General features: G+C 65.2%; 9 protein-coding genes. 6 read left to right on the top strand and 3 right to left on the bottom strand.

Going from position 1 to position 11713, the window contains the following annotated elements; all coding sequences use genetic code 11:
• Positions 1-7: 7 nt before the first annotated feature.
• Positions 8-1120: a site-specific integrase gene (locus AC5P7I_RS13900; protein ID WP_262087595.1), complete on the bottom strand. Its 1113-nt coding sequence runs from the start codon at positions 1118-1120 to the stop codon at positions 8-10.
• A 417-nt stretch (positions 1121-1537) separates the two neighbouring features.
• Here AC5P7I_RS13900 and AC5P7I_RS13895 point away from each other — a divergent pair, with 417 nt between their 5' ends.
• Positions 1538-2656, top strand: a complete 1119-nt coding sequence (locus tag AC5P7I_RS13895; protein WP_495222164.1) for an ATP-binding protein — start codon at positions 1538-1540, stop codon at positions 2654-2656.
• A gap of 22 nt (positions 2657-2678) precedes the next feature.
• On the opposite strand, the gene AC5P7I_RS13890 is transcribed toward AC5P7I_RS13895, so the two are convergent.
• Positions 2679-3158, bottom strand: a complete 480-nt coding sequence (locus AC5P7I_RS13890; RefSeq protein WP_169411059.1) for a GNAT family N-acetyltransferase — start codon at positions 3156-3158, stop codon at positions 2679-2681.
• A gap of 133 nt (positions 3159-3291) precedes the next feature.
• Between AC5P7I_RS13890 and AC5P7I_RS13885 the strand changes: the two genes are divergently transcribed.
• The gene (locus tag AC5P7I_RS13885; protein WP_197620883.1) at positions 3292-5487 is read left to right on the top strand and encodes an AsmA family protein; all 2196 of its coding nucleotides are present in this window, start codon (positions 3292-3294) and stop codon (positions 5485-5487) included.
• A gap of 71 nt (positions 5488-5558) precedes the next feature.
• On the top strand, positions 5559-6044 hold the full coding sequence (locus AC5P7I_RS13880) for a TspO/MBR family protein (RefSeq protein ID WP_169411055.1): 486 nt from the start codon (positions 5559-5561) through the stop codon (positions 6042-6044).
• Positions 6045-6060: 16 nt separating this feature from the next.
• On the opposite strand, the gene AC5P7I_RS13875 is transcribed toward AC5P7I_RS13880, so the two are convergent.
• Positions 6061-6354, bottom strand: a complete 294-nt coding sequence (locus AC5P7I_RS13875; RefSeq protein ID WP_495222163.1) for a hypothetical protein — start codon at positions 6352-6354, stop codon at positions 6061-6063.
• A gap of 263 nt (positions 6355-6617) precedes the next feature.
• Between AC5P7I_RS13875 and AC5P7I_RS13870 the strand changes: the two genes are divergently transcribed.
• The 3 genes from AC5P7I_RS13870 to AC5P7I_RS13860 are packed head-to-tail and all read left to right on the top strand — an operon-like array spanning position 6618 to position 11711.
• Positions 6618-8855 carry an ATP-binding protein gene (locus AC5P7I_RS13870; protein ID WP_197620884.1) on the top strand — a complete coding sequence of 746 codons (2238 nt, stop codon included), beginning with the start codon at positions 6618-6620 and terminating at the stop codon, positions 8853-8855.
• On the top strand, positions 8852-9319 hold the full coding sequence (locus AC5P7I_RS13865; RefSeq protein ID WP_014647135.1) for a response regulator: 468 nt from the start codon (positions 8852-8854) through the stop codon (positions 9317-9319). The genes AC5P7I_RS13870 and AC5P7I_RS13865 overlap by 4 nt, the downstream gene beginning before the upstream one ends.
• A complete protein-coding gene (locus AC5P7I_RS13860; protein ID WP_262087588.1) occupies positions 9312-11711 on the top strand; it encodes a response regulator in 2400 nt (799 codons plus the stop codon). Before AC5P7I_RS13865 ends, AC5P7I_RS13860 begins: the two co-directional genes overlap by 8 nt.
• The last annotated feature ends 2 nt before the right edge of the window (positions 11712-11713 follow it).

Raw genomic sequence — 11713 nt, 5'->3', positions numbered from 1 at the left:
GCGAGGCCTAGGAGGGGATCGCTCTTAGAACGGAAACTCTCTCGTCTAACGCGTCGTTCCAGACTGACGAGAGACGATCTTCAAACACTGCCCGGGCATAGCGAACTGGCATCTGTGACTCTCTGGACCAACCGAAGAAGGCGCGCAACTTCTGCAGGGCTTCGTCCATCGAGTCCCCTTGCTGGAGCAATTGATTCAGCCGCACCACGGCGCACGTGTGGCGGAGGTCATGGGGTGTGACGGACTGTTTTCCGCTACGGTCCTTTAATTCTTGGCGGATCGACGGTGGTAGGCAGGCGGATATTTTTGCGAACATCTTCGTCACTGATTCTGTCGACAACGGGCTGTTTTGCTGTGTGTTCAGCAAGAAGGCGTGGCTAGGCTTTCCTCGATAGTTTTCGACGTAGGTTTGGATCAGCCCAGCGATAGCGTCACTCACTGGCAGTTGACGGACCGAACTTGCCGATTTGATGCTGGGCTTGGAGTACCTCGGATCATCATCGTCGTCGGAATATTGGCTTTCTTGCACGTTCAACCAGCAACGGGATCGCTGCTGTCTTTCATCAAAGGCGTTTTTGATCACGTCCGCGGTAAGGAGCAGTAGCTCGCCGCGTCGAAGGCCTTGGTGGAGCATCAACAAGAAGGCCACGAAGGCGAGCCATCGGGTATGCCTGCGTGGAAAAGGATTGCTGGCAGATGATGGGTCCAGGACTTCGTATAACGCCTGGACTACGCTCGCCGGCAGCGATCGGATCTGATTCGTGTGCCTGCTTTGACGGATGTGCAGTTGCCCGTACAGTTCGGACAAGCGATGCAACCGGGCCTCAATCTGTCGGAGCCGGTTGGTTGAGAGCGTTGTCTTGGACAACCAAGTAACGATCGACACGACGAATTCAAGGCCTGCTCGCCAGCGGGATTCGTCCGCTGGGCCCACGGAGGGTTGATTTCGGATCGATATGAACCAGGACTCCAGGATGTCGGCGAGCACGGCATCGTTCAGGCTGCCCAACGCGTCATCTAGCGCATGGCTGCCAAACAGGCGGTCAGCATGGCCGTACAGATTCTCGATGTACCGAAGTTTCTTGATCTGGCTGGATGCGGCGAGGTCGTGGTTGGCCATCAAAGCCCAAACGCCAGCCCAGTACCGTGGCAACCTTTGTGCATCATCGATAAGCAAGGCACCACGTAGCGAGCTTGGAACCAGAGTATCTGTGAGCAGGCAGAGCACAGGCAGATCCCATCAAACCAAGCAGCCTAATTTGTACCATTAATCATGCTTACTGTTGCGGTCAAAGGAGCTCAAGGCGGTCTTCCACGCAACACCAGGGGAAGTACCACTTTTTCGCATAATATATATTATGTTCTAGCCAGACTGGCCCGGGCGACCGCCGCCCGGGCCCAACCCGCGCTGCAGGCTCCCCCTTCAAATGGCCGCCCCAACACCGGCAGAACCGCGCCCCACAGGCCGAGCCTTTCTCACCCCGTATCCAAACGCCCTCGTGTAGGCTCGGCGCACCACTTAAGGACGGGTTTGGCGATGCGCCTGGCTGATTTTATCGGACGGAATGCGCGAGAAATCCTCGACGACGCGGTGGCATTCGCCGAAACGCAGGCACCCGATACCGTCGAGTTCAGCGCAAAGCAACTTCGGAATCATCTTCCCCAGATTCTTCAGGCGGTCATAGACGATCTCAGATCGCCGCAGACAGACTCCCAGCAGCTCGCAAAGTCCCACGGGCTTGCACCGTTGAAACCCGGTCCCGAGTCCGCCGCGTCCTATCATGGCCGAACCCGCGCCATCGCCGGCTTTGGCCTCAACCAGATGGTGGCTGAGTATCGAGCGCTTCGGGCTTCGGTACTTCGGCGATGGGCATCCGACCAGCGGCTGGTCACTTCATCGATCGATGACATCCTTCGTTTCAATGAGGCCATCGACCAGGCGGTGGCCGAATCCCTTGCTCAGTTCTCTGCCGAGGTCGAATCCTGGCGGCAGATCTTCCTCGCGGCGCTCGGGCATGATCTCCGAGGCCCCTTGGCAGCGATCATCTTCTCGGCAGACACCCTGGCCAGTGGGCTGCAGGACCCAGCTTTGGCCAAGCAGGCCGAGCGGATCATCAACGGCAGCATGCGCATGAAAAAGCTGCTGGACGACCTGCTGGCTTACAGCCGCAGCAAGCTGGGCGATGGGATGGCCATTCATCCGGTGGACTGCGATCTTGCCCAATCGCTTGGCGAGGAAGTCGAATTGCTCCGCGCTGCCCTGCCCCACGTCCCTATCACGTATGAGGTTGAAGGCGATGCCCGCGGTTGCTTCGATGCCTCTTCGTTGCGCGAGGCGGTTCACAACCTCACGACCAACGCCGCAAAGTACGGCGAACACGGCACCGATGTGCGGATCAGCCTTGAGGGCCTCGCCGACCAGATCCTGATCACGGTGAGCAACACGGGGGCCGAACTGTCGGACGAAGTGTTCAACAGCCTGTTTGATCCCTTGCGCCGAGGCTCGCTCAACGCGTCACAGGGAGAACACGCGAGCCTTGGCCTCGGCCTGTTCCTGGTGCGGGAAATCTGCCACGCGCACCGCGGCACTGTCCATGGAAGATGGCGTGATGGCCGCACCTCATTCGTCATCACGCTCCCGAAGAATGCTGATTGAGGCGACCGCCCTTGCGACGGCACTACAGGAACCTGTGCATCACGAAAACATCGACCAACCCGCGCTGGCCATGCCGGAAGGCCTCTGGCAGCGTCCCAACCACCGCAAACCCCAGCTTCCGGTACAGCGCCACCGCCGGGCCGTTGGTGCTGACCACGTAATTGAACTGCATGGCCAGGAACCCTTCCGCCCTCGCCCGCTCCAGGCTGTGTTCCACCAGGGCTCGGCCCACGCCCCGCCCCTGTGTCGCGGCGTCGACCACATACGTGGCGCTGGCCACATGCGCCCCAAGGTCAGGGAAATTCGGGCCCATCTTGTACATGCCCACAACCCGGCCCTCCAGCACAGCTACATGAGGTGCCTGGGCCTGGAACCAATGCGCGCGAAACGTCTCGACAGCGAAAGAGCCAGCAAAGGGCAGCGCATCCTGCGTCGCAATAGCTTGCTCGAACATGCCCCACATCACGTCGAAATCGCCTGCACGGGCGGGCCGGATATCCATGCGACTCCTGCAGATCTGTGGTGGTGACCAGGCCGGACACTACCAGAATCCAACGCCTGCTCCGTAGCTGCTTCACGCGCCACCGCCATCGGCTCGGCAATAGTTCCAGATATTCCGGCCTTCAGAGCAGTAGATGCCCCCTGTTTCCGCGCACATCCCGCACCGGCTTCGACGGTGGCGTGTTCCTGCCTGCGTCCTGCTGGGCATCTACCTGCTGTACCTGCTGGCCGGCAACATCTTCCTCAACACACCGCTGTTTGACCAGGTCACCAACCGCAAGCCGCACAAGTTCGTGATGACCACTGGGCCGGCCATTACCGTGCTGCCAGGCCATGTCATCGCCTGGAACGTGCACATGCGCGGCCATGTGAACCACACGGTCTACGTGCTGCACGCCGACCGCGCCAGCGCTCGTCTGGCGGTACTGCCCCTGTTCCAGCGCGAGGTGCGGGTGCCCCGGCTGCAGGCCACCGGGGTTTCGGCCGAGATCAGCCGCGTGGAAGAGGCCATCCCGCCACCGCCGCGCAGCGACCGCGGCTGGACCCTGCGCTTCGATGCCATCCACAGCGACAGTATCCGCAGCGCACGTTTCGGCAAGCTGCTGATCATCGGCCAGGGCCAGGGCACGGTGGGCTTCCTCAAGCAGCTGCGCGGCGGGCCGTCGGAACTGTTCGAATCCGAGGTTGCATTCAGCGATGCGGACACCAGTTTTGACGGCGTGCAGCTGTTGGGCGACATGGATCTCACCGCGCGCTTCAGCTATCCGCGCCATTATCGGGACCAGGCGCCCGGCCTGGCCAAGTTGAAGCTGCTGCATGCCCAGCTCGAGGTCGATGCCCGCAGCCAGGGCCTGCGCATGGACACCAATGCCACAACGCCGAAGATCTCCAGCGCACCAGTGCCCGGACGGCTGCAGGCCGCACTCCACCTGATCGATGGCCAACTGCAGCCCGGCGACCACGCGCTGTGGCAGGTGCCGCTCTACCTGGGCGACGGCGCCCCCGATCGCGGCATGCTGGCGCTGCAACTCAATGTGGCCAAGGACCTGCGCCTGCAGGCCCGCTTGCCGCAAAAGTCCGGTTCAGGCAGCGAGGTGGATGCCGATCTGCATATCAGTGGCCGGGACATTCCCTTCCAACAGCCCGCACTGCTGCTGGAACGCAGCTCTGGCACAGTGCGCGGCGAATGGACGTTCACCTCGCTCAACTGGATCCCTGCCCTGTTCGTGCGCAAGCCGTGGCTGCAGCTGGATGGCGGCGGCACGCTGAAGGCGGACCTGCGCCTTCGCAACGGCGAGCTGACCGAAGGCAGCACCGTGGACATTCCTGCAGCCGAAGCCGTGGCCGAGGTGGCGGGTGTGCGCTTGGCGGGCACGGCCAGCGCCCACGGCGAACTGAAGGCCGGCACGCCCAGCCAGGCGCGGCTGGCCGTCCGGTTGCCCCGCTTCACCGCGCGGCCAAGCGATGCCAAGCACGTGCGCCTGTTCGACGGCCGGGATCTGGCCCTGGACCTGACCGGCGATGGCCGCCTGCAGGAACTGCGCAAAGGCGTCCGCGCGCAGCTGCGCTTCAGTGAAGCCACCATCCCTGATCTGACCGCCTACAACCGTTACCTGGGCTCGCCCCAGGTGCGACTGCTCCGTGGCACCGGCACCGTGAGTGGTGATGCGACCCTCGATACCGACGGGCGCGTCGGCCATGGCACGGCCCGGCTGTTGGGGCGCAACGCCAGTGCAAAGGTGGCAGGGCTGGACATGGGCGGCGATATCGACGTGAACGCAACACTGCGCCGGGGAGACTTCAACCAGCGTCATTTCGATCTGTCCGGCACCACGGTCGAGCTGCGCAACGTGCAGGTGGCGGGCACGCAGGGCTCGACGGCATGGAAAGGCCGCGTGGACTTCAGGCGTGGGCGCATCGATGCGCAGTCGCCGTTCCAGGTGGATGCCACCACGGACCTCGATCTCAGCGATGCGCGACCGTTGCTGGCGCTGTTCGCAGAGCGCACCGACTACCCGCGCTGGACCTTGTCCCTGCTGGATTCCGGACAGGTACAGGCGCAGGCGACGCTGCGCTGGCGCCCTGGCCATCTGGTCATCGATGGCCTGCAGGCCGAGAACGACCGCCTGTCGGTGCGCGCGCGGCTGGATCTGCTGGAACAGCGCAAGCGCGGTGATCTCTATCTACGGTGGGGGCTGCTGGGTGCGGGCATCGAGCTGGACGGCGACCAGCGCCAATGGCATCTGGCCAAGGCACGCGAGTGGTTTGACCAGCAGCCTTCGCTGCTGCCAGCGGGCCAGGGCACGGGTGCTGCAGGCTCGTCGCCCTGAAGGCAACCGTCTGCATCCATTTGCGGCCCCGGTGCGTATACACCGACGCCCCAATTGACGAGTTGCACGCAATGAACAAGCGCACACAGGCCTATGGCCTTCTGGGATGGGTGGCGATCACCTTCGCCGCCGCCGCACTGGGCGCGTGGGCCTCGACGTCCGCCGCCAGCTTCTATGCCACCCTCGTCCTGCCTGCATGGGCGCCGCCTGCCGGTGTGTTTGGCCCGGCATGGACCCTGCTGTACGCCATGATGGCGATTGCGGCGTGGCTGGTCTGGCGGGAGCGCGGCTGGCGCGGCGCGCGGCCTGCGCTGTGGCTCTATCTGGTGCAGCTGGCCATCAATGCACTGTGGAGCTGGCTGTTCTTCGGCTGGAAGCTGGGCGCCCTCGCCTTCGCCGACATCCTGGTGCTGGTGGCGCTGGTGTGCGCGACGATGCTCGCGTTCGTGCGCGTCCGCAAGATGGCAGCCGTACTGCTGCTGCCCTATCTGGCCTGGATTTGCTTCGCCTCGGCGCTCAACTTCGCAGTCTGGCGAGCCAACCCCGGGCTACTGTGACAGCGCGCCGCATCACTTACGCCTGGGCCACGACCTGTGGGCGCCAGTTCCTCAACAGCGCCGGCTTGACCGCCTGCTGCCCGCAGCCGGTGGGGCAACGCACCACACGCGCCGACGAATGGCTGACCAGGCCTTGTCCTTCTTCGGCCTTGAACACCGTCTCGCAGGACAGGCAACGGGCCACCAGCGAATACAGGTGCAGCAACCGGCCACTGGCGGGGTCCTGCAGGGCATCCACATCCAGCAGTTCGAACTGGCAACTGTCAGCCAGCATGCGGTACGGCGTAGAAGGCAGGGTCTGCAGGTTCACGGGCGTGGTATCCGACGGAAGTCGAGCCACCCTAGGGCAGCCGCTGTCGAGCCGGCGTGCAGCGCAGATGCACTGGCCGCGAAGCCGGCAGAGACGCCTGCCGCATGCGCATCGCTGCTTGTATGAAGAATTCAGTTTCAGATGGAGGACACGCCACATGCACAGGGAGGTAGGCGGATACGCTCTTTTGCTTCACCATCCATGGTTACCGGATACACCGCTGGGTCGTTCCTGCCCTTCACGAATCATGAGTCCCGCCCTTGATGCCTTCTGCTGAGCCCACGCACGACGCTGCCCTGTCGCGTTGCGCGCGCGAACCGATCCATACCCCCGGCGCGATCCAGCCGTACGGTGTGCTTCTGGTGGTGGAACCGCACTCGCTGCAGGTGCGTGAGCGCGCCATCAGCCACCCCGCCCTGCTGCAGCAGTTCGGCGAGCCATTGATGCAACACGTCGCCGAGGTGCTGGGTGGCGTGCTGGCGCCGTTCCAGGCGGTGTTGCAGCAGGCCACGGTCGGCAGCAGCGCACACGTGGGCGCGGTGCATCTGGATGGCCATGGCCGCCACCAGCTGCTCGTGCACCGGTCTGCAACCGACCTTCTGGTTGAACTGGAGGCGCCGGTTCCGGGCCAGCCCGGTTCGCTGGAAGAGCTGTACCCGGCGATCCGCGAGCTGATGTCCGGCATCGAGACCGCCACGACGGTGGAAGACCTGTGCAGGCTGGCCGCCGCGCATGTGCGACGCCTCACCGGCTTCGACCGCACCCTGGTCTACCAGTTCGATGCAGGCTGGAATGGCACGGTGGTGGCCGAGGACGGCAACGGCCTGCTGCCATCCTATCTGGACCTGCGCTTCCCCGAATCGGACATTCCCGCCCAGGCGCGTGAGCTGTACCGCCGCAACCGGGTGCGCCTGATTGCGGACAGCGATTACACCCCTGCGCCGCTGTTGCGCGCGGAAGCGCATCGCGACGCGCCTCCCACCGACCTGAGCCTGGCCGTGCTGCGCAGCGTCTCGCCGGTGCACCTGCAGTACATGCGCAACATGGGCACCGGGGCATCAATGTCGGTGTCGCTGGTGCACGAAGGGCGGCTGTGGGGCCTGGTGTCCTGCCACGCGGTGCAGCCGCGCCGCCTGCCGTACCACGTGCGTACGGCCTGTGAGTTCATGGGCCAGATCCTGTCGCTGCAGATCGCGCTGAAGGAGCGCGCGCGCGCGATCGAGGAACGCGTGGCCCGTCGCTCGGTGCTGGTCAAGCTGCTGGCACGCATGGCCGGGGACGAAGAGTTCATGGCGGCGCTGCGCCACGATGAGGCCAGCCTGCTGTCCCTGACCGGCGCGGCCGGCGCGGCCATCGTGCACAAGGGGGACTGCATGCGCGTGGGGCAGTGCCCGCCCCCCAGCGAGGTGCTGGCCCTGGCCGACTGGCTGGCCAACCAGCACGCCGGGCAGGAAATGTACTGCACCGATCATCTCGCCGGCGACTGGTCGCCTGCCGCGCACCTGACCGACGTGGCCAGTGGCCTGCTGGCGGTGTCGATCTCGCAGCTCCATCACAGCTACCTGATGTGGTTCCGGCCGGAGGTCGTGCGCACCGTGCGCTGGGGGGGCGACCCGCGCAAGACCGAGGCACCCGGCGTGGCCCTGTCGCCGCGGAACTCGTTCGAGGCGTGGAAGGAGACCGTGCAGCAGCGCAGCCTGCCGTGGAGTGATGCCGACTGCGATGCCGCGCACGAAATGCGCACCGCCATTGTCGACATCGTGCTGCGCAAGGCCGAGGAAATGGCGGAGCTGAACGAACAGCTGGTGCGCAGCAACAAGGAACTGGAAGCGTTCTCCTATTCGGTCAGCCACGACCTGCGCGCTCCCTTCCGCCACATCGTCGGCTACTCGGAGCTGCTGGGCAGCTCTGCGGGCGAGCGCCTCAACGACACCGAACGTCGCTTCCTCGACACCATCGTGGAATCGGCGAAATCTGCCGGCACGTTGGTGGATGACCTGCTCAGCTTCTCGCAGATGGGCCGCTCGACGGTGGGCAGGGTGCGGCTGGACATGGCTGCGCTGGCCGAGGACGTACGCAGGACGTTGGCCCTGGACTATGCCGGCCGCGAGGTGCAGTGGACGCTGGCGCCGCTGCCGGAAGTCGAGGCCGATCCGACCATGCTGCGCCTGGTCTGGCAGAACCTGCTGGGCAACGCGATCAAGTTCACCCGCGAGCGCGAGCAGGCGGTTATCGAGGTCGGCCACGAACGCAACGACGACGAAGACCATTTCTTCGTGCGCGACAACGGCTGCGGCTTCGACATGCGCTACGTGGACAAGCTGTTCGGCGTGTTCCAGCGCCTGCATCACGTCGAGGAATTCGAAGGCACCGGCATCGGCCTGGCCAATGTGCGCCGCATCATCGGCCGCCACGGCGGCCGCACCTGGGCCGAGGGCGAACCCGGCAAGGGCGCCACGATCCATTTCACCCTACCCCGTTCCACAGGAGATCACCCATGAGGGACCTGCGGCCGATCCTCCTGGTCGAGGACAGCCCCAAAGACGCCGAACTGACGATGGCCGCGTTGTCACGCTGCCAGCTGCTGAACGACGTCATCCACGTGCGCGATGGCGCCGAGGCGCTGGACTACCTGCGCTGCGAAGGCAAGTTCGCCGGCGCCATGCACGGCGGCCCGGTCGTGGTGCTGCTGGACCTGAAGCTGCCCAAGGTCAATGGCCTGGAAGTGCTCGAACAGGTCCGTGGCGACGCGCAGCTGAGCAGCACCCCGATCGTGATGCTGACCTCCTCGCGCGAGGAGCAGGACCTGGTGCGGAGCTACGAACTGGGCGTCAATGCATTCGTGGTCAAGCCGGTCGATTTCAAGGAATTCTTCGATGCCATCCAGGGGCTGGGCATGTTCTGGGGCATCACCAACCAGCCACCGCCGCACCGGCCCAACGGTTCGGGGCAGCACCATGCGTGATGGATCGCGCCGCAGTGAGCGCCTGCGCATCCTCATGCTGGAGGACAGCGCGCTTGACGCGGAGCTGATCAGCGCACAGCTGCAGCGCGCAGGCCTCGACTTCGAGGCCGAGCGGCTGTGGACCCGCAATGCGTTCATCGAGGCGATCGACAATCGCCCCTTCGACATCATCCTGGCCGACCATGTACTGCCCGGATTCGATGGCGATGCCGCCCTTGCGCTGGCGCGCGAGCGCATCCCGCACACGCCTTTCATCTTCGTCTCCGGCACCCTGACCGAAGAGCTGGCCGTGCAGGCCTTGACCCGCGGCGCACGCGACTATGTGGTGAAGCAGCGCCTGCAGCGCTTGCCGGATGCCATCCGTCGCGCACGGCAGGAAGCCCACGAGCGCAACCAGCTGGTGCAGGCGCAGGCTGCGCTCAATGAGAGCCAGGCGCAGCTGCAGCAGGTGACCGACGCCGTTCCGGCGCTGATCGCCCGGCTCGACAAGGACCACCGCTACCGCTTCGCGAACAAGGCGTTCCTGGATTGGCATGGCGTGAGCCAGGCCGAATTGCTGGGACGCCTTGCCCGCGATGTCAGCGGCATCAGCGCCTTCGAACGTGCCCTCCCCAGCCTGGAACGCGTGCTGCAGGGCGAGCGCACCAGCTTCCAGGTCGAGCTCGTGCATCGCAGCGGCCAGTCACGATTCGTGCAGATGGACTGCGTGCCGGAGCATGCCGCCGATGGCAGCGTGGCCGGCTACATCTGCATGGGCAGCGACGTATCGGTGTTGAAGCAGGCCGAACTGGCCCTGCGTGAGGACAACCAGGCCCTGGAGCAGCAGGTGCAGGCGCGCACCGCCGAACTGCGGGCCAGCAAACGGCGGCTGCAGGCAATCTTTGAATCCAGCTTCCAGCATCAGGTGCTGCTGGATCTGTCCGGGCGCGTGGTCGATGCCAATGACGCTTCATTGGCCGCCGTGCTGGCGGACAAGAAGGACATTGTCGGCCAGCGCTTCGGCGAATCCCTGTGGTTCGCCAACACCGACGGCGTCGGCGCGGTGGTTGACCAGGCCGTCGCCGCGGCGGCGCAGGGTCGCAACTCGCTGCATTCCCTCGAGCTGGAACTGCCCACCGGCCGGCGCAGCTTCGACGTCTCGCTGCGCCCGCTGCTGGACGCCGACGGCGTGGCCACCGCCGTGGTATCGGAGGCGGTGGAAACTACTGCGCGGCGGCAGGCCGAGCATGCGCTTCGCCAGTCGCAGAAGATCGAGGCCGTCGGCCAGCTCACCGGCGGCATCGCGCATGATTTCAACAACATCCTGACGGTGATCTCGGGCAACATCGAGCACGCCATGCTGCTCAGCGAACGGGCCGGCGAAGCCGGCGCGATGGCCAGCCGTGCCCTGGACAATGCCCTGAAGGGGGTTGGCCGTGCCGCCAGCCTCACCCAGCGCCTGCTCGCCTTTGCCCGGCGCCAGCCGCTGCACAGCCAGGCAGCCAACCTCAACGAGTGCCTGCTGGACATGCAGGACATGCTGCGGCGGGCGCTGGGCGAACTGGTGCAACTGGACATCCGCACCGCCGAGGACATCTGGTGCGTGGAGATCGACATCAGCCAACTGGAAGCGTCGGTGCTGAACCTGGCGGTCAATGCGCGCGACGCGATGCCGCACGGCGGCCGCCTGGTGATCGAAGTCGACAACAGCCACCTCGACCACGACTACGCCGCATTGTTCCCGGATGCTTCCCCCGGCGAGTATGTGATGCTGCGGGTGCGCGACAACGGCCACGGCATGGACGCGGCCACCCTGGCGCGCGTGTTCGAGCCGTTCTTCACCACCAAGCAGGTCGGCCGCGGCACCGGGCTCGGCCTGTCGATGGTGCACGGCTTCGTGAAGCAGTCCGGTGGCCACGTGCTGATCGATTCGGTGGAAGGCGGCGGTACCAGCATCACCATGATGTTCCCGCGCTCGCCTCTGGCGCTGCCTTGCGAGGCTCGCGTCCCGCAGACGGGCCTGGCCGGCTACTCGCCACGCGAGGAAACCGTGCTGGTGGCCGAGGACAACGACGATGTCCGTGCGCATACAGTCGACGCGCTGCGCCTGCTGGGCTACCGCGTGCTGGAAGCGCACGACGGCCCCTCGGCGTTGCGGCTGCTGGAACGGCCGGACACCAAGGTCGACCTGCTGTTCTCGGACGTGGTGATGCCGGGCATGTCCGGCTGGGAGCTGGTGCGTGAGGTGCGTGAACGCTGGCCGGCAATCGCGGTCCTGTTCACGTCAGGCTATCCACGCGACCACGATGCGGTTGGCGCGCTGGGGCGTGCAGCCGCCCTGCTGCCAAAGCCATTTACCCGCAGTGACCTTGCGCTGGCAGTGCGCACCGCGCTGGAGGCTGCGCCGCGCTGAGG

The organism is Stenotrophomonas sp. YJH_SMC_138, from assembly GCF_059369855.1.
Note: the sequence above shows the minus strand (reverse complement) of the source record. Positions and strands in the feature narration are given on the sequence as shown.

Excerpts from the sequence above, each read along its gene's own strand:
- AC5P7I_RS13885 (WP_197620883.1), top strand. The coding sequence starts at position 3,292 with ATGCCCCCTGTTTCCGCGCACATCCCGCACCGGCTTCGACGGTGGCGT.
- AC5P7I_RS13895 (WP_495222164.1), top strand. The coding sequence starts at position 1,538 with ATGCGCCTGGCTGATTTTATCGGACGGAATGCGCGAGAAATCCTCGAC.
- AC5P7I_RS13880 (WP_169411055.1), top strand. The coding sequence starts at position 5,559 with ATGAACAAGCGCACACAGGCCTATGGCCTTCTGGGATGGGTGGCGATC.
- AC5P7I_RS13865 (WP_014647135.1), top strand. The coding sequence starts at position 8,852 with ATGAGGGACCTGCGGCCGATCCTCCTGGTCGAGGACAGCCCCAAAGAC.
- AC5P7I_RS13900 (WP_262087595.1), bottom strand. The coding sequence starts at position 1,120 with ATGGCCAACCACGACCTCGCCGCATCCAGCCAGATCAAGAAACTTCGG.
- AC5P7I_RS13860 (WP_262087588.1), top strand. The coding sequence starts at position 9,312 with ATGCGTGATGGATCGCGCCGCAGTGAGCGCCTGCGCATCCTCATGCTG.
- AC5P7I_RS13870 (WP_197620884.1), top strand. The coding sequence starts at position 6,618 with ATGCCTTCTGCTGAGCCCACGCACGACGCTGCCCTGTCGCGTTGCGCG.
- AC5P7I_RS13890 (WP_169411059.1), bottom strand. The coding sequence starts at position 3,158 with ATGGATATCCGGCCCGCCCGTGCAGGCGATTTCGACGTGATGTGGGGC.